Raw genomic sequence first — 17,506 nt, 5'->3', positions numbered from 1 at the left:
GTGGTAACTTAACGACTCAACAACTTAACGACTCAACCCTCATAACAATATACAAAAAATCCCCCGTTTTGTGCGGGGGATTTTTTTAAGCTACGTGCAGCTTTTTCAAATCTGACTTCTCGAATTTTTGTTTTGCGTAATCGAGATTAATATAAAGCTCTCCACCGTCATCTTTTTCCCGCGAAGGGATTTCAAACATCGCGTCTAGCATAATGGCTTCGCATATCGCTCGAAGTCCTCTAGCCCCCAGTTTGAATTCGTTGGCTTTATCAACAATGAACTCGAATACCTCCGTATCAAATTGAAGATCGATATGTTCATAGTCAAACAATTTCTTGTACTGCTTGACCAGGGCATTCTTTGGTTCAGTGAGAATATTCAACAACGCTTCCCGATCCAACGGATTCAAATAGGTAATTACCGGTAAACGACCGATTAGCTCCGGTATTAATCCAAAAGCCTTTAAATCTTGAGGTGTAATGTATTTATAAAGATTATTTAGATCAATCTCGGCATGCTCGCTATTCATTTTATAGCCAACTGTTTGCGTACGCATACGGTTAGCAATTTTTTTCTGAATTCCATCAAAGGCACCGCCACAAATAAACAAAATATTGCTAGTATTCACGGCGATCATTTTTTGATCCGGATGTTTACGACCACCTTGTGGGGGTACATTTACAACCGTTCCTTCCAAGATTTTCAGAAGAGCTTGCTGAACTCCTTCGCCCGACACGTCTCGCGTAATCGACGGATTATCACTTTTACGGGCAATTTTATCAATTTCGTCTATATAGATAATCCCTCGTTCAGCGGAAGCTACATCGTAATCAGCAGCTTGAAGAAGTCGGGTCAGAATGCTCTCAACGTCTTCACCCACATAGCCAGCTTCTGTTAGAACGGTCGCATCACAAATACAAAAAGGCACATTTAATACTTTTGCAATTGTCTTTGCTAAAAGTGTTTTGCCGGTACCTGTTTCGCCAACCATAATGATATTGGATTTTTCAATCTCAATTTCATCCTTTTCCACCTTCTGATTCAATCGTTTATAGTGGTTATAGACCGCAACTGATAGCACTTTCTTGGCATCATCCTGGCCGATAACGTATTGATCGAGATGCGACTTTATTTCTGCTGGCTTTAATAACTTAAGTGCGGCCTGCACACTCTTATTTTTACGCAATGTCAGCTCCTCAGCTAAGATCTCGTTCGCTTGGGCGACACACCGATCACAGATGTGTGCATCATTGCCTGCAATAAGCATCAAGGTCTCTGACTTGCGTAAACCACAGAATGAACAAGTAACTTCTCTCGGGTTCTTTGCCATTTTATTTATCTTTCTTTCCTAATAACACTTCATCGATCATTCCGTTTTCCTTTGCTTCGCCCGACGTCATCCAAAAGTCGCGGTCTGATGCCTTTTCTACCCAATCATAAGACTGTCCGGAATGATCAGCAATTATCTGATATAATTCTTTTTTAAGCTTTAACATCTCACGTAGATTGATTTCCATATCAGCAGCAACACCTTGTGCACCACCTGAAGGTTGATGAATCATTACACGTGAATGTTTTAGCGCAGCGCGTTTTCCTTTTGCACCTGCAACTAGCAATACAGCACCCATAGAAGCAGCCATGCCGGTACAGATAGTAGCTACATCCGGTGAAATATATTGCATGGTATCATAGATACCCAAACCTGCATAAACGCTACCACCTGGTGAGTTGATATAGATTTGTATGTCTCTATGTGCATCAGCAGATTGTAAAAACAATAACTGAGCTTGAATTATATTAGCCACCTGATCGGTTACAGCATCTCCTAAAAAGATAATTCTATCCATCATCAAACGCGAGAAGACGTCCATTTGGGCGACGTTTAGCTGGCGTTCTTCAATAATATAAGGAGTCAGCGACACCGGCATTTGTTGCTCTACCCGATTGATAAAACTATCCACATGTTGACTTCCTATACCGTGGTGTTTAACAGCGTATTTTCTAAATTCATTTTTATCTATACTCATGATTTTTGCCTTTTGCCTAGCTAATATATAAGATTAATTCTAGAATCTCGAATGATAGCTTGCGTGAATACTATTTTTTTACTTTCAGGTATCAAAGAATGCGCCAAGCATTCTTAACACGACATTGAACGATCAAAACTGACAGAATGCCTTATCCGAAATAAAAAACTGACAAAATATAACTTAGCGACAATAGAAAAAGCCACCCATTTTTCAAACGGATGGCTTTCTAAAAAATTATGCGACTTACTTTAATTCCAGGAACTTATTATAGTCTATTTCTTTTTTATTCAGCTTCACGACACCTTTTAAGAAATCAAAAACCTTCAAGGCTTTTACCTCTTCGAACAGTCTGTTCGCCTGTTCCTTATCCTGCAGAAATTGAACCGTATACTGCGCTAGTTGTTCTTCGCTGATTGGCTCGGGACTGTACATTTTAAATTGGGCCGCGATACGCTCCTTAGCTAATTTAAAAACTTCTTCGTATTTGATTTCAAGCTTATTTTCCGTAATGATTTTATTTTCAATCAAGGTCCACTTTAAATTTTTAACAAAATCGTCGTAGCCTTCTGAAAGTTCTTCATCGGTCAATTTCTCGTTAGTCGCTTTTAACCATTTTCTCAGGAACTCATCAGGAAATTGTACATTCACTTTTTCCATTCCCAAGTTGTAAAGGTCTTGTTGTAAACGTTGATCAGAATTTTGAACAAGCATCGACTCAACCTCTGAAGTGACACGAGCCTTAAACTCTTCTTCGGTTTTCACTTCATCTTTACCAAAAAGTTTATCAAAAAGCTCTTGGTTTAAATCAGCTTCCTCCAAGCGGTTTACATTTTTCACAACCAACTTGAAAGTTCCTTCGGTTAAAGCTGCTGCCTCCTCTTCCGTTATATTCAAGATGCGCGCTATCGTATCGTCTTTGAATGCTTTTTTTAAGTCGATTTTAACCTCATCGTCTTTTTTAAGCCCGATCAAAGACTTTTTTATCTTTTTATCATCTACAAGATCCGTACGCACGGAAGCTGTATTCGATATTCCGCCTTCTAAAGCATTTCCGCTAGCATCTAATTGCGTTAATGTGCTATATAAAACATCTCCATCTTCTGACACTTCCGGATTCGTCATTTTTCCATAGCTCTTACGAAGATTTTTGATACGCGAAGCCAAGGTTTCATCATCTACCTTAATATCATATTGGGTCACCTTGTCTTTTTCACTAAATGGCACTTCAAAAGCCGGTGCCAAACCAATTTCGTATTGAAATTTAAACTCATCATTGAAATCCCAATTATAAGAAGACTCAGAGCCCTCTTTTGGAAGCGGTTGACCAAGCACCTCTACTTTATTCTCCGTAAGATAGTTATTTAAACTATCGCTTACCAGCCGGTTAATTTCATCAAAAAGAATCGCTTTACCATAAGTCTTTTTGATGTGGGAAGCCGGCACCATGCCAGGACGGAACCCCGGGAGCTTAGCCTTTTTTGCTTGTTCCTTTATTGCTTTGTTTACACGATCCGTGTAATCTGCAGGGGTAATTTCTACATTGATAACTGCATTCAGGTCGTCTACTCTCTCCTGTGAAATGTTCATTAGTTGCGTTTTAATATGCTTAATACAAAAATTCCTCCCGATATTGTCGGGAGGAATCAAGTGCGGAAGAAGGGACTCGAACCCCCACGCCTCTCGGCGCCAGATCCTAAGTCTGGTGCGGCTACCAATTACGCCACTTCCGCAGTACTTAGTGTTATTTTGGACTGCAAAACTAACACATTAAGGCATTCCCTCCAAATATTTTTTAAACAAAATATTCAAAAAAAGTTAACACATTGATAATAGGAGCATTAATTTTCTTCAACTAAGGCTCTTACAATATGCTTTCAATTGTTCGTCCAAAAGAACTGCGGTAACAGCACCTGTTTCAATGGCCGCCCGCGGCATTACATCAACCAATGCGGCACTCGGATCCTGTACAAGGGTCTTGCCGCCATACTTGTAAACAGCTCGTAGGCCTTCGGCGCCGTCCCTATTGGCTCCTGACAATAGGATTGCCACCAGTGATTTTTTATAAACTTCGGCGGCACTTTGCATGCTGACATCAATAGACGGCCTACAGTAATGGACTGGTTCTGATGCGTCTAAAGATATACTGCGATCTTTTTCAATTAATAGGTGATATCCTGCTGGCGCAAAATAAACTGTACCTGCTTGTATTGTTTCCTTTTCTTCTGCCGATTTCACCCGAAGTACACATTTATGCTGTGCCATTTGTTCCAACGAGCTTGCATACTTTTCGTTTCGGTGAACAATGACCAACACCGCAAAGCCGACATCTTCCTTCAAGCTAGACAACAAATCCATTAAAAGCATCATTCCTCCCGCTGAACAAGCGATGATTAACAATTCAATGCTAACGTCTTTATTTTGCATACCCCACGATAAAAATAAAAATAGTTAGTCAAAATAGGTAAATTCTCAAGGATCCTACATTAAAAATGAAGGTTTTTCTTAATCAACTTTTCTGGCGTTGTAGACTATTACACCTGATTGCAAAAGGGCGAGCATAATGTAACGGATGCCTCCTATTTAATGGGTTACAAGTATGTTCATCATTTCAGTAAAGCTTTCAAGAAAAAATACGGCTTCACGCCAAAAATATCGGGAAATAGACATTTCGTACCACCAAAAAACCTTTTAGTGTAAGAAAAACACCTTTCTGTGTAAAAATTTCTTTATCCTGAAAAAAAACGATTTACTTCGTATCAGTTTTTATATCAAAAGGCACTTACTTTCATTTTACACATTAGGTTAGGTTGATTAAAAAACAGTAGTTTTACCTCACTTCCCCAAAGTGAGGTTTTTTTATGCCCGATAATGTCGACCAATACGGCTTCATATTAAACCTCAGGGAGAAAAGCGGGGTTATAAACAATCTCCCAAAGATGACCGTCCGGGTCTTGGAAATATCCTGCATAACCGCCCCAAAAAGTATCGGAAGCAGGCTTAATGACTCTTGCACCCGCATTATCAGCATGCTCCATAATGAAATCCACTTCTTCTTTACTGCTAACATTATGTCCGATTGTAAATTCGGTAGCGGAAGAATGTTGCAACCGGATACCCGTGTCATGCGCTATACTCTTCCTTGGCCAAATTGCCAGCTTTACACCGCTTTGAAGATCAAAGAACGCTACTGCGCCATGCTCAAACTCTTGCCCTATAATTCCGTCCGAAGGTAAGCCCAGGCCTTCATGATAAAATTGGTACGATCTCTCGAGATCGTCCACACCAATGGTTAATACAGAAATTCTTGGTTTCATTTTTTCTATGTTATAAAACGTCTTCTTCGCTTTTATCCGTTAATTGACTAAACAGAAGGCTCGCTTATTATCAATTTTACATGATGCCTTATACAGTTCCAAACAATTGTCTTGCGGATATGTGCGTGGAATAAAAATAATAATCTTTAATAACTTGTCGTAGGACTTGTCTCCTTAACCAATTAAAGGATCTCAATAAATGGTGTCATTTAAATGAGGTAAGTTAGCTCATAACTGGCTGAAAAGAATTCTTTTGAAGTTTACCATGAATTAACGAATCGTCCGAAACAGCTATTTGGGGATATGAAAAAGGCAGCAAGTTAAAAACTTGCTGCCTTTCGGTTTTAGTACCCAGGGCCGGGATCGAACCGGCACGGTTTCCCACTAGTGTTTGAGACTAGCGCGTCTACCAATTCCGCCACCTGGGCATTCCCTCGTGAACGGGATGCAAATATATTGCTAAATAGAACAATCACCAAATAAATTTTAAAAATTTATTTATCGTTCAGATTATCAAGGAAGTTTATCCCCCATTGCCTTCATAATATCGTTTCCTAACGCAAAAATCATTAAGGCAACGATAATTACGAATCCTACAATTTGCGCTCGCTCCATGAATTTATCACTTAGCGGCTTACCCTTAATCATCTCTACGATTAAGAATAAAGCATGGCCACCATCCAAAGCTGGAATCGGTAAAATATTCATTAAGGCCAGGGCCATCGATAGCAAGCCCACCAAACTCCAGAATTTCACCCAATCCACCTCTCCGCCAAACATACGGGCAATACCAACGGGCCCGGATAGGGCCTTATTCGCTTTCACCTGCCCCGTTACCACCTTGCCCAAAGCTTTTGCATTGTCTGTCAAAGACCCCCATGCTTTACCGGCACCAATCGGCAGTGCTTCTAAAAATCCGTATTTAATCTGCTCTTGCGGAATCCGACTAATATCACGACCCGCGGCAATACCCAACTTACCTTCCGGATCTATCGTTGCCTGCACGGTATCAATTTTACCAGCTCTCCAAAACACTATACTGGTTTCTTTATTTTTGTTTGCCAATAAGGCGTCTGACATCTGATCCCAAAACACGATCGGCTGATTATTGATAGCGATTAGACTATCGCCCGGTTTCAACCCTGCTTTTTCGGCGGTTCCACCTTTTTGCAAACTTTCGATATGCGTGACTCTAAACCGAGGTATAACAAATTCGTCTATACCTAAATCTGAAACTTCATTTAAGATATCGCCGGGAACAATAAGGTCAACTGTCTGTCCATCTCTTAATACCGATAATTTGGTATTACCTAACAACACCTTTGGGCTCCTAACATCTTCAAATCGCACGACCTTTTCTCCATCAATTGCCGTAATTAAATCTCCGGCTTTTAAGCCTACTTGCTTTCCGATAATACCGGGCGCCAAACCATCTGTCAGTTTATCATTTGGGATGAAAGTCTCCCCATAACGAAGCGTTAACATCCAGAAAATGAAAATGCCTAAGATGATATTGACAATAATGCCTGCCAGCATGACAATAAGTCGCTGCCACGCCGGTTTGGATCGGAATTCCCAAGGTTGCGGCTCACCTTTAAGTTGTTCCGTATCCATCGATTCATCGATCATTCCGGCAATTTTCACATAACCACCCAAAGGCAACCAACCTATACCATACTCGCAACCCTTATAATTGAACTTAAAAAGTTTAACGCCCCAAGCATCAAAAAATAGATAAAATTTTTCAACCTTTATTCCGAAAGCTCGGGCCGCTAAAAAATGCCCCAGCTCATGTAAAACAATCAAAATTGACAAGCCAAGCAATAGTTGGCCCGCCATAACTAATCCACTCATTCTTTATTTTTCTATTTGATATACTTTTTTCTTTTTTGTTACTAAATCACTCGCAATTTTACGGGCTTCCCTATCTATGCTTACATAGTCTACTAAGGACGGAGAAAGAATAAAAGGTATTAGTGTCATCGTCTCTTCAATAATCGCACTCATTTCCAAAAATCCAATTTCGTCGCTCAAAAATGCTGCCACAGCCACTTCATTGGCAGCATTTAGAATACATGGCATATTACCCCCCTGTTGAATTGCATGGTAGGCAAGTCGAAGATTTGCGAAAGTTTCTAAATCCGGTTTCTCAAAACTCAACTGCGGATAGTCCATAAAATCAAATCGCTGAAAAGAATTGGTGGGCCGGCCAGGATGTAAAAGCGCATATTGAATCGGCAACTTCATATCCGGTAATCCCAATTGCGCTTTCAATGATCCATCGTTAAACTGTACGAGAGAGTGTATGATGGATTGGGGATGGACAATAACCTCAATCTGCTCGATAGAAAGATTGAACAGCCATTTGGCTTCAATCACTTCCAGACCTTTATTCATTAGGGATGCAGAATCAATCGTTATTTTCTGCCCCATTATCCAATTTGGATGTTTCAGTGCTTCCCGTTTTGTAATATGGGCTAAAAAGCTTCGATCTTTTCCTCTAAACGGGCCACCGGATGCAGTCAGATAGATTTTTTCAACTGAAGCAAGTGACTCACCGGATAAACATTGAAAAATAGCTGAGTGTTCCGAATCTACAGGCAATATTTTGGTTCCATATTGATTGGCCAATGACATAATGTGCTCCCCCGCAACAACCAATGTCTCCTTATTGGCTAATGCGACGTCCTTTCCTGCTTGAATTGCCGACACAGTTGGTTCTAAACCGGCAAACCCAACTAAAGCCGTTAAAACCATGTCTATAGAAGCGCCTTTCACCACATCATTTAACGCATTACAACCTGTCAACACCTCAATTGTTGTTGCAGATAATGCTTCCTTAACGTGCTGGTATTTGCTTTCTTCTGTTATTACGACTGTTTTTGGCAGGAACTCCAGTGCCTGCTTGATCAGCAATTCAGCATTGTTTGCAGCAGTAAGTACTTCTATTTTAACAAGACTCGAATGCTCCCGAGCTACTTCCAAAGCTTGCGTTCCTATACTTCCCGTCGCACCCAATATTGCTATTCTTTTCATCTGTAAGTAATTTGCTTCCCTTAAATCAGGGATCTGTTATTAAATTACAAGCTTCTCTAAAGAAACCAAATGTTACATTTTGTGCGTTATTATTATTTGTATCAAACAATATAGCCTTCTATTTTTTCCGCTATCGATCGGTCGTTTGCCAAACGAGGCAGTTTATTTTGTCCACCCAATTTCCCCAAAGATCGCATGTAGTCTACAAAAGTATTTTTTTTCATGATCCTAATGACCAGTGGTTGCAAAACCTTTCCCTCAATAAGATCGAAATAATAGGTGTTCTTTTGCTGTAATGCCTGATCTACCTTTAATCTAAAGCGCTCCATATCAACCGGTGGCTTTCCAAATTCGATGAACCACTCATGATAAGGTAATTCACCTGCCGGTGGATTCACCTGCGGAGCGACCGTAAACTCGATGATTTCAACGCCTTCTTCTTTGGCTACCTGCATGAGTGCAAACTCAACCTCCTCGCCAATCACGTGCTCTCCAAAGGCTGAAATAAAATGTTTGATACGCCCGGTAACGACAATACGATAAGGATTCAATGAAACAAATTTTACTGTGTCCCCTATATTGTAAGCCCATAAGCCTGCATTCGTGCTTAATATCAAGGCATAGTTCTCATTTAACTTGACTTGTCCAAGACTAAGCCGTGTCGGTTTTTCATGGAAGATTTCTTCCACAGGGATAAATTCGTAAAAAATTCCGGCATTACAAAGGAGCAATAAACCTTTTTCTGTTTGAGAGTCTTGGTAGGCAATAAACCCCTCAGAAGCGGGATAGGTTTCAATAGAGTCGATACCTTTACCTACCATGTCCTCCAATCGGGCGCGGTAGGGCTCGAAATTAACCCCTCCATATACGAAAAGGCTGTAGTTTGGAAATACATCCTTAATTTTCTTTCCTCCTGTTTTATCGGAAATTCGTTCGAAATACATTTGAACCCAGGGTGGAATGCCCGAGATCAACCGCATGTCCTGCTTTAACGTTTCATCAACAATTGCATCCACTTTTGTTTCCCAATCATCTATACAGTTAGTTTCGTAAGTGGGTAATCTATTCTTTTGAAGATAAGTAGGTACATAATTGGCAACAATGCCCGAAAGACGTCCAATTTTTATACCGTTCTTTTCTTTCAACTCCGGACTTCCCTGAAGAAAGATCATTTTTCCATCAACAAACGATGTATTTCCTGTTTCATGGATATAAGTTAGCAAGGCATTTCGAGCCGCTGTTATGTGTTCCGGCATCGACTCGCGTGTAAGCGGAATATACTTTGTTCCAGAGGTAGTTCCTGAGGTTTTTGCCAAATACAGTGGTTTCCCTGGCCACAATACGGCAGACTCTCCCGCCACCACCCGTTCTATATAGGGTCGTAAACCTTCGTAATCCCGAACAGGCACCTGTTCTTTAAAATCTTCGTATGAATGAATCGTTGAAAAATGATGGTCTCTTCCGAATGTCGTGTTCTTCGCTGCCGATACCAATTGCTCCCGAACTTTTTCTTGTACGGTCGCCGCTTGATATTTCCATCGATCAATTTTCTTAGTCACAAGTGCAGCGAAAGGCTTACTTAGAGCAGCTTTTAATCCCATACTTTCAGTTAACGGTTGATTCCAATCAAATAATATTTTTAATAAACGTTGGGTCGTCTTCCCCTTTGTATTCTCTCATCATCTGCCGATACGCCAATGCGATAGCAACACTGGAAAGCGGAACAACTAAAAAGGAGTTCACTAAACTCAAAGCTGCCGACAACATGGGATACGACCGATAGTTGAAATAAATCGACAACAAATGCAAAATGGTTAAAAAAGTTAATAGAAGCAATAATTTCAGGAAATTACCCCGCGTAATGGCAAAACTTAGGCGAATAGCCTTAAACGGACGTTCGTGGCGGTCGATAATAAAAAAGGGGTAAAAAGCAACCCGCATCATAAAGCTGATAAGAAAGATTACAGATAAGATTGTAAATAAATCGACCGCATGTTCCGTACTATTAAAAATATAAATAACCGGCAGTATAATAACCGCTAATATGGCGAAAGCGATCAATATCATTGCCACTAAGCTTATCATCGCGATAAAAAAATAGCTAATTTCTTTTGTTGTTGGAATCGTATCCTGTAATGAAACATGTTCCCTTGCATCGTCCACTACATGAAAGATATACTTGAATAATGTAAGTTGGATACCGAAATACAATACCACAAAAACAAATGCCATAAACGAGCTCAATACGCGACTAACATCGCGAAAGTAGAAAGCCAAGATTCCGGAGGCATTGGAAGTTAAAAAAAGCAGTAAACAAAGTCCGGCAATAGAGAAATAGTGTTTTCTTAACACATCCCACGACCGGTTGATGACGTCATTTACGGCAAAGGTACTATCTTTCAGAAACTGAATCATAAATTTTTTATATCAGTACAAACCTAATATAAATTTTTTTTATTAGCCTAATTTCACACGCTAATTTTCTACGGCAATCTATTTAGCGCATAATGGGGTATTTGTATTAAACGAAGGTTTTTCTATCCCAATTACCCTACTTATTTTCATTTATTATCTTAGCAAGAAACTGCGACGCCTAAAAAACAATAGTCCGTTTCCAGTGTTACCCTATTCGATATGGCCACACCTTCAAAGCGCATAGTATTTATACATAATATATGATTGTAGAAACCAACATCCGAGCCGCCCATATGTTTCGGCTTATTGCTAAATGGATCATTATTTACTTATTGTTATCAATTATTGTATGCATTGGCTATATAGAATTCGGATGGCGAATCGCCATTCCGGAAACTGAAATAGCCATCATGGGTACTGCCCTTTCGATTCTGATGGGTTTCCGTGTCGACGCTGCGTATAAAAGGTGGTGGGAAGCAAGAATCATCTGGGGGGCTGTCGTCAACAACTCCCGAACCTTTGCCCGTGAAGTGGTGGGCTTTTTAGGTAAGGAAAATACCGATATTGCACGCACATTGATTTATAGACAAATTGGTTTTGTCGAATCCATGGGTAAACACCTAAGGAGGCAAGGTGGTGCGGAACATTTAAATCGATTGTTATCACCCGAAGATTATGACACGATCAAGAGCAAAAGACATGTGCCGAATACGCTTTTAATGATGAATCTAAAACAACTAACTGAACTGAATGAGTCGGGGAGGCTTAATACTTACTTACTCGTCCAGTTGGAAACCATTCTGCAAAATTTGACCGACGAGTTAGGAAAAGCAGAGAGGATAAAAAACACCCCTTTTCCTGTACCTTACGGTTATTTTTCGTGGTTGCTGGTACACACTTTTGCTTGTTTGATACCCTTTGCTATGGTTAAAGAGCTAGGTTACGCTACCCTTATTCTAGCCATCATTATCTCTTTTATCTTTTTAATCATTGAGCAAATCGCAATTCAAATACAGGATCCCTTTGAAGGGCAGCCCAATGATACACCCATGACCACTATTGCCAAAAATATCGAGATTGATTTAAAGGAAATATTAGGAGAATCCCCACTTCCCGAGCCACTCACGCCAAAAGCCGGCGTTAGTATGTAATAATTAAATTCAAAAGTAAAAATTCAAAAGTAAAAACCTGATCAAAACGAACTCATGACGCTTCTGAAATAAAAGATCCATCATTCAAAAAAGAAACCTGCTGTAGCAGCGAGGTGTGTGCAAAATAATAAAGGCCCTGCTGATAGACACAGATAGGGCCTTTGCTTTCATTATAAAATTTTCTTTAAACAAACTCTGCTTTTTCGGGATGTTCATATTCCCTTTCGATCAATCGCTTCACGTCACATGTACCTGTTGCGCCTCGGTATAATAATGCACTGCCGATCGCTACCTGACCAAGAGCTAACAACGGTCTCTTAAAAAGTTCACGAACGCCTTTATAAATCATATAAGTACCCGTTCCTATCGATATCACACGCTCGGAAAATTCAATATTCGTGCAATCACTCTCTGTTAAAAGATATTCTCTATGTGCCATGATGTTTATTTTTTATCTTATAACAAATGTTTGGCCATTCGGTTTTTCCATAGTTAATAGAGACCTGTTAGTTGGGAATAGTAACTACTCCCTCCAATTCTCTAAACAGGTAAAGTTAAATCCGGCGCAAAATCTTCATCGTGCAGGTGGCTGATCTGCGTAGCCTTTTCGTAATTTGTAGATTTTTTTGAAAAGAAATCGTGCTGCGTTGTTTCCAAGTTCAATCCGTTCAACACAATTGGATTGACTTCCTTCACTTCAAAAAGCTCTTCAAAACCTAAGTTCATTAACGCTTTGTTGGCATTATAGCGTACATATTCTTTTACCTCAGCAGTAAGGCCGACATCGGTGTAAATCTCTTCGGTATATTTTAACTCATTCTCGTAGAGCAACATCAATAAGTCGACAACCTTTTTCTTTACTTCTTCCTGATTCGATAATTTTCGGAAGATGTCTTGTGCCAAAAGCCCTACAAAAACACCGTGAATGGATTCATCCGCAACAATCTTTTTAATAATATCCGCACTTGCCACCATTTGTCCCTGCCCCGCTAACCATAGTGGGATAAAAAAGCCACTATAGAACAAAAACGATTCAAGCAAAACAGAAGCGGCAAGTGACATATACAATTCCTCGTTACTTACCTTTTTCTTATCTAATGATCGGTAATATTGATCAATCGTAGCAGCCTTAAACTGGAGATACTTATTGTCTTGCACCCACTCAAATAATTCATTGATTTCAGGTGTACTCGCTACTGTAGTGAAGATCGTCGAATAAGATTTCGCATGGATCGCCTCCATCATACACATATAAGACAAAACAGCCTTACTCTGCAGTCCATCGATATGATCCAAGATCTTCGGCATCCCTGTATGGCTTTGCAAGGTATCCAACAAAGTTAAACCTCCAAGCGCTTTTTTATAGGTTTCCTGCATTTCGGGGGTGAGCTTCTTCCACACATCGATATCTTTCGAGGGAATATATTCCGTATCGATCCAAAATTGCCTTATATTTTGCTCCCAAAACATGCCAACATATTCATTTTCAGGCGTGTTCCAATTGACTGCTTTATATTGATTCATTATTTTTTATTTAGACGTAAGATGCAAGTATAAGGACATAAGATACAGGTATCAGGACTCCTAGCTGACGCTTTTATTATGTTGCTATCTGCTACTTGATACCTATTACTTAATACTTGCTACTTGATACCTATTACTTGATACTCGCTACTTGATACTTGATACCTATTACTCGCTACTTGATACTAAAAACTAAACCGAACAAGAGATACACTCATCGATAGAAGCTTTTCTCGTACGCGTATAATATAGTGACTTCAATCCCATTTTATGAGCATATATATAGTACTTAGCTAAATCTCTCGTTGTATCTTTCGAATTGGTATGCAAAATAGTTGAAATACCTTGATCCACATGCCTTTGTATAACAGATATCAAACGCAACACATTATTTTGATCCATATCGTAGGCCGATTTATAATAAAAATAGTTGTCGTTATTTAGATAAGGCATAGGATAATAGGTCGTGCTATCGCCGTATTCCCGAACCTCTATTGTATCTACTACCGGCATAACAGAAGCTGTTGCGTTCATAATGTAGGAAGTAGATTGATTAGGAGCAATGGCCATGCGGTAAGCATGGTATACGCCATGTTGCATAACATCCTGCTTTAGTTTCTCCCATGCAGCACGGTCCGGGATTGTTATTCCTTCAAATAATTCTTTAACGCGATCACTTACCGGGAAATAATCATTATTTATGTATTTGTCGAAATAAGCGCCATTGGCATAATCCGAATTCTCAAAACCTTTAAATGTCACGCCCCGCTCTTTGGCGATTTCCATAGAACACTCCAACGAATAGAAATTTACCATCATAAAGAATACGTTACAGAAATCGAGCGCCTCTTTGCTTTCGTAGGTAATAAAGTTCTTAGCAAGGAAACCGTGTAAATTCATGGCTCCCAAACCTACGCTATGTAGTTCGCGATTGGCTTTTTGTATCGTCGGGACCATTTTAATATCTGTCATATCGGATACGACTGTCAACGACCGCATTGCTGTTTTTACGACTTCTTTTATGCGGCGGTTTTCCATTGTGGTAGCAATGTTAAGCGAGCCTAGATTGCAGGAAATACCGTAACGAATGGTATCTTCTTCATGGTATGGGTTGATATCCGAAACCTCTGACAGTTGCATAATTTCCGTACACAAGTTTGAAAACTTCACTGATCCAATCCCATTCAATGCATGCCCTCGATTGGCATTATCTTTAAAGAAGAGGTAGGGATAGCCACTTTCTTTTTGTGTTTGAGCAACTTTAATCAGTAAATGACGTGCATTGATTTTGCGTTTCTTCACTTTCGGATTGCTCACCAGTTCATCATACATTTTGGTCATGTCCATTTCATCTAGGTATTGACCATATTCCTGATAGACCGTATGCGGGTAGAAAAGATAGCAAACCTCATCGTGTTCTGCAATTTGCATGAACTTGTCCGGAATGATAACACCGATTGACAAGGATTTGATGCGCGACTTCTCATCCACGTTGATTTTCTTGCAATCCAAAAATTCTTCAATATCGCTATGGAAAACGTTCAGATAAACAGCCCCTGCTCCCGGTCTTTGCCCCAATTGGTTGGCATAAGAAAATGTGTCTTCCATTATTTTCATCACCGGCAAAACACCACTCGAACGTCCTTCCACGCCTTTTATGGCTTCACCGCGGGCTCTCACTTTAGAAATATTAAAAGAGACTCCTCCTCCAATAGAAGACAGCTTCATCGCTTCGTCAATGGCATAACTGATACCACTCAAACTATCGCCTATCTCATCCAAAAAACAAGAAACCAGTTCACCGGAACGTAGCTTGCCGGCATTGAGGAAAGTAGGTGTCGCGGGCTGGTATTCCTGATTAATCAATATCTCAGCATACTCCAACGCGCGATTCAAATCGCCCGATGCCAGATAAAGGGAAACACATACCACGCGGTCTTCATAACGCTCTAAGAATTTTTCACCGCTATCATCTCGTAAAGCATAGCTTTGAAAAAACTTAAAAGCACTCATGAAAGAAGGAAACCTAAACTTTTTCGCATACACAAAGTCGTATACCTCCTTCATTTGCTCGAAAGAATAATGCGCATAGAAATTGATATAATATTTGTTTTCAATCAAATAATCTATCTTTTCCTTCAAGGTATAAAAGAATACCGTATTCTTATTTACATAATCCAAAAAGTATGACCTTACCGCTTCCTTATCCTTATAAAGGCGAAAATCGTCGTCATCTTTCGTCATGATCTCGTTATTCAGGAGTATCCACTTTTTAGCTATGTTCGCATTCTTTGTTACTGTGGTATTCATGGTATTCGTTTATCTTGTTAATAAATTGTTGAACATCATCGGTACTGCCCGAGAGTTCAAACTTAAATAATACGGGGAGTTGATAGATCGCTGCAACGGTATCTGCCGCTCTGCCATAGTTGAGTCCCCAATTTTTATTTCCACTGGCAGAAACCGTCTTTATCAAATCATGGTTTTGCTGCATGAACTTATCTGTTACCACGGGCACCTCACCCCTTCCGGTAGTAAATGTGATAAGATGGCCCGGCTGAGAAATCGACAGGTTTTCAGAAATTCGTCGGATGGACCAACCCGTTCTGGCCTCTAACTTATGCACAAATCGATCTACATTTCCGGTTTTACTATCGTAATAGATCCAATGTTGCATAACCGAAGATCTTTATCTACGCTTGCTGCAGACTGCTAATGGTTAATAATTCCTCAGGCTTGAAACCGATGACACGCTTCACTTCCTCGTTCTCTTTGGTTACGATAACGGTTGGCACCGTTCGCACCCTGAATCGCATGGCTACTTCGGGATTCTCAAAAGGGTTTACTTTTTCGTAGTTAATACCCTTATTATCTAGAAATTCTGACACCATATTGCAAGGCGCGCAATTATCTTTTTCGAATTTTATAACTCTTATCATAGCCTTATTATTTTTTGTTGTAAATAGAGGGTAAGTGCAAAGGTGCACCTTAACATTTAGAATCAGTGTAAATAATTTTCAACACAGGGTGGATTAATCCACATTTCTTTATTTGAAGAAAATTGGTATGATTTTTATTTTGAGGGATGGATGTTATTAGTTGTTAGGCTTTAGGCCATAAGCAGTAAGCTTTAAGCTTGCACGGTCCATGACATTGGCTCATCGGCTAATCATCACATTGCCACATTGGCTAATTCCCTACTCAACCACTTCCCTACTCAACTATTTAACTATTCTACAATCGTCACCTTCACCCCCCTGCCTTCGAGTTCCTTCAGCATATGGGATGGGATGTTTTTATCTGTAATGATTTCGTCAATTTCATCAAAGCCGCAGATTCTACCAAAACCGCGTCGGCCAAATTTAGTGGAATCGGCCAATACAATTGTCTTTTGGGACACTTCAATCATTTTACGATTCAAATGCGCTTCCAATCCACTGGTAGTAGTCAACCCAAAGTCAGGATCGATACCATCTACTCCCAGAAATAGTTTACTACAGAAAAAATCTTCCAATATTTTTTCGGCATACGGTCCTGCTACGGAAGCTGAACTCGATCGCATCATGCCCCCTAGTTGAAGAATTTCTACGTTCGAATGCCTGTTTAATTCTATTGCAACCTGAAGAGCTGATGTTACGACGGTTAGATTTCCCTGCGGGTGAATATGCCTCGCCATTGCTAACACAGTCGTCCCCGATGCAATAATAATAGAATCGTTGGGTACCACCAGGGATGCTGCCATTTCTGCTATGAGCGCCTTCTCTTCCGACTGCAACTTCTCTTTTTCAACCACGGATCGGTCAATTGTATAGGGATTATTCAGGGTAGCACCTCCGTGGGTACGAAAAAGCATCTGTCTTTCTTCCAGCAATTTTAAATCCTTTCGGATCGTTACAGTCGACACGTCGAGTTCCTTTCCTAGATCCAACACATTGATAGACCCTTTTTCCTGCAGTCGTTTAAGAATAATCTGATGACGCTCTACACTATTCATAGCATTTATTTTGCGCTAATTTAACTTTTTTGCCTGAATACA

At 40.0% G+C, this 17,506-nt stretch carries 16 protein-coding genes and 2 tRNA genes; 1 reads left to right on the top strand and 17 read right to left on the bottom strand.

Going from position 1 to position 17,506, the window contains the following annotated elements; genetic code table 11:
* Positions 1-85: 85 nt before the first annotated feature.
* The 11 genes from clpX to FKG96_RS11995 all read right to left on the bottom strand — a co-directional run bounded on the left by clpX (position 86) and on the right by FKG96_RS11995 (position 10,795).
* Positions 86-1,330, bottom strand: coding sequence for an ATP-dependent Clp protease ATP-binding subunit ClpX (clpX, locus tag FKG96_RS12045; RefSeq protein ID WP_013666192.1), 1,245 nt, complete (start codon positions 1,328-1,330; stop codon positions 86-88).
* Position 1,331: 1 nt separating this feature from the next.
* The gene (gene clpP, locus FKG96_RS12040) at positions 1,332-2,027 is read right to left on the bottom strand and encodes an ATP-dependent Clp endopeptidase proteolytic subunit ClpP (protein ID WP_013666191.1); all 696 of its coding nucleotides are present in this window, start codon (positions 2,025-2,027) and stop codon (positions 1,332-1,334) included.
* Positions 2,028-2,273: 246 nt separating this feature from the next.
* A complete protein-coding gene (gene tig, locus FKG96_RS12035; protein ID WP_130857300.1) occupies positions 2,274-3,617 on the bottom strand; it encodes a trigger factor in 1,344 nt (447 codons plus the stop codon).
* A 61-nt stretch (positions 3,618-3,678) separates the two neighbouring features.
* Positions 3,679-3,760 (bottom strand) — tRNA-Leu (locus FKG96_RS12030).
* Between the two features lie 118 nt (positions 3,761-3,878).
* Entirely contained in the window at positions 3,879-4,454 is a 576-nt protein-coding gene (locus FKG96_RS12025) for a chemotaxis protein CheB (protein ID WP_130857299.1), read from the bottom strand.
* Between the two features lie 467 nt (positions 4,455-4,921).
* Positions 4,922-5,344, bottom strand: coding sequence for a VOC family protein (locus FKG96_RS12020; RefSeq protein ID WP_013666188.1), 423 nt, complete (start codon positions 5,342-5,344; stop codon positions 4,922-4,924).
* Positions 5,345-5,692: 348 nt separating this feature from the next.
* Positions 5,693-5,772 (bottom strand) — tRNA-Leu (locus FKG96_RS12015).
* An 85-nt stretch (positions 5,773-5,857) separates the two neighbouring features.
* Positions 5,858-7,198, bottom strand: a complete 1,341-nt coding sequence (rseP, locus tag FKG96_RS12010) for an RIP metalloprotease RseP (protein WP_130857546.1) — start codon at positions 7,196-7,198, stop codon at positions 5,858-5,860.
* 3 nt (positions 7,199-7,201) lie between these two features.
* Positions 7,202-8,380, bottom strand: coding sequence for a 1-deoxy-D-xylulose-5-phosphate reductoisomerase (locus FKG96_RS12005; protein ID WP_130857547.1), 1,179 nt, complete (start codon positions 8,378-8,380; stop codon positions 7,202-7,204).
* A 101-nt stretch (positions 8,381-8,481) separates the two neighbouring features.
* The gene (locus FKG96_RS12000; RefSeq protein ID WP_130857548.1) at positions 8,482-9,981 is read right to left on the bottom strand and encodes a GH3 auxin-responsive promoter family protein; all 1,500 of its coding nucleotides are present in this window, start codon (positions 9,979-9,981) and stop codon (positions 8,482-8,484) included.
* A gap of 25 nt (positions 9,982-10,006) precedes the next feature.
* Positions 10,007-10,795 carry a hypothetical protein gene (locus FKG96_RS11995; protein WP_013666184.1) on the bottom strand — a complete coding sequence of 263 codons (789 nt, stop codon included), beginning with the start codon at positions 10,793-10,795 and terminating at the stop codon, positions 10,007-10,009.
* Positions 10,796-11,055: 260 nt separating this feature from the next.
* On the opposite strand from FKG96_RS11995, the gene FKG96_RS11990 reads away from it, so the two are divergent.
* The gene (locus tag FKG96_RS11990) at positions 11,056-11,946 is read left to right on the top strand and encodes a bestrophin family protein (protein WP_149105547.1); all 891 of its coding nucleotides are present in this window, start codon (positions 11,056-11,058) and stop codon (positions 11,944-11,946) included.
* A 184-nt stretch (positions 11,947-12,130) separates the two neighbouring features.
* On the opposite strand, the gene FKG96_RS11985 is transcribed toward FKG96_RS11990, so the two are convergent.
* The 6 genes from FKG96_RS11985 to FKG96_RS11960 form a co-directional block, all read right to left on the bottom strand.
* Positions 12,131-12,385 (bottom strand): DUF2892 domain-containing protein, encoded by a 255-nt coding sequence (locus FKG96_RS11985; RefSeq protein WP_013666182.1) that lies wholly within the window; start codon positions 12,383-12,385, stop codon positions 12,131-12,133.
* A 101-nt stretch (positions 12,386-12,486) separates the two neighbouring features.
* Positions 12,487-13,470 (bottom strand): class 1b ribonucleoside-diphosphate reductase subunit beta, encoded by a 984-nt coding sequence (nrdF, locus tag FKG96_RS11980; protein WP_013666181.1) that lies wholly within the window; start codon positions 13,468-13,470, stop codon positions 12,487-12,489.
* Between the two features lie 192 nt (positions 13,471-13,662).
* Entirely contained in the window at positions 13,663-15,780 is a 2,118-nt protein-coding gene (gene nrdE / locus FKG96_RS11975) for a class 1b ribonucleoside-diphosphate reductase subunit alpha (RefSeq protein WP_013666180.1), read from the bottom strand.
* Positions 15,743-16,147 carry a class Ib ribonucleoside-diphosphate reductase assembly flavoprotein NrdI gene (gene nrdI / locus FKG96_RS11970; RefSeq protein WP_013666179.1) on the bottom strand — a complete coding sequence of 135 codons (405 nt, stop codon included), beginning with the start codon at positions 16,145-16,147 and terminating at the stop codon, positions 15,743-15,745. Before nrdI ends, nrdE begins: the two co-directional genes overlap by 38 nt.
* A 16-nt stretch (positions 16,148-16,163) precedes the next feature.
* Positions 16,164-16,409: a thioredoxin family protein gene (locus FKG96_RS11965; protein WP_130857550.1), complete on the bottom strand. Its 246-nt coding sequence runs from the start codon at positions 16,407-16,409 to the stop codon at positions 16,164-16,166.
* A gap of 290 nt (positions 16,410-16,699) precedes the next feature.
* A complete protein-coding gene (locus FKG96_RS11960) occupies positions 16,700-17,464 on the bottom strand; it encodes a DeoR/GlpR family DNA-binding transcription regulator (protein ID WP_013666177.1) in 765 nt (254 codons plus the stop codon).
* Positions 17,465-17,506: the final 42 nt, after the last annotated feature.

It is taken from the genome of Olivibacter sp. LS-1 (assembly GCF_008245145.1).
Lineage (GTDB): Bacteria > Bacteroidota > Bacteroidia > Sphingobacteriales > Sphingobacteriaceae > Olivibacter > Olivibacter oleidegradans.
Note: the sequence above shows the minus strand (reverse complement) of the source record. Positions and strands in the feature narration are given on the sequence as shown.

Coding starts and splice junctions, on each gene's coding strand:
- clpX (WP_013666192.1), bottom strand. CDS start 1,330: ATGGCAAAGAACCCGAGAGAAGTTACTTGTTCATTCTGTGGTTTACGC.
- clpP (WP_013666191.1), bottom strand. CDS start 2,027: ATGAGTATAGATAAAAATGAATTTAGAAAATACGCTGTTAAACACCAC.
- tig (WP_130857300.1), bottom strand. CDS start 3,617: ATGAACATTTCACAGGAGAGAGTAGACGACCTGAATGCAGTTATCAAT.
- FKG96_RS12025 (WP_130857299.1), bottom strand. CDS start 4,454: ATGCAAAATAAAGACGTTAGCATTGAATTGTTAATCATCGCTTGTTCA.
- FKG96_RS12020 (WP_013666188.1), bottom strand. CDS start 5,344: ATGAAACCAAGAATTTCTGTATTAACCATTGGTGTGGACGATCTCGAG.
- rseP (WP_130857546.1), bottom strand. CDS start 7,198: ATGAGTGGATTAGTTATGGCGGGCCAACTATTGCTTGGCTTGTCAATT.
- FKG96_RS12005 (WP_130857547.1), bottom strand. CDS start 8,380: ATGAAAAGAATAGCAATATTGGGTGCGACGGGAAGTATAGGAACGCAA.
- FKG96_RS12000 (WP_130857548.1), bottom strand. CDS start 9,981: ATGGGATTAAAAGCTGCTCTAAGTAAGCCTTTCGCTGCACTTGTGACT.
- FKG96_RS11995 (WP_013666184.1), bottom strand. CDS start 10,795: ATGATTCAGTTTCTGAAAGATAGTACCTTTGCCGTAAATGACGTCATC.
- FKG96_RS11990 (WP_149105547.1), top strand. CDS start 11,056: ATGATTGTAGAAACCAACATCCGAGCCGCCCATATGTTTCGGCTTATT.
- FKG96_RS11985 (WP_013666182.1), bottom strand. CDS start 12,385: ATGGCACATAGAGAATATCTTTTAACAGAGAGTGATTGCACGAATATT.
- nrdF (WP_013666181.1), bottom strand. CDS start 13,470: ATGAATCAATATAAAGCAGTCAATTGGAACACGCCTGAAAATGAATAT.
- nrdE (WP_013666180.1), bottom strand. CDS start 15,780: ATGAATACCACAGTAACAAAGAATGCGAACATAGCTAAAAAGTGGATA.
- nrdI (WP_013666179.1), bottom strand. CDS start 16,147: ATGCAACATTGGATCTATTACGATAGTAAAACCGGAAATGTAGATCGA.
- FKG96_RS11965 (WP_130857550.1), bottom strand. CDS start 16,409: ATGATAAGAGTTATAAAATTCGAAAAAGATAATTGCGCGCCTTGCAAT.
- FKG96_RS11960 (WP_013666177.1), bottom strand. CDS start 17,464: ATGAATAGTGTAGAGCGTCATCAGATTATTCTTAAACGACTGCAGGAA.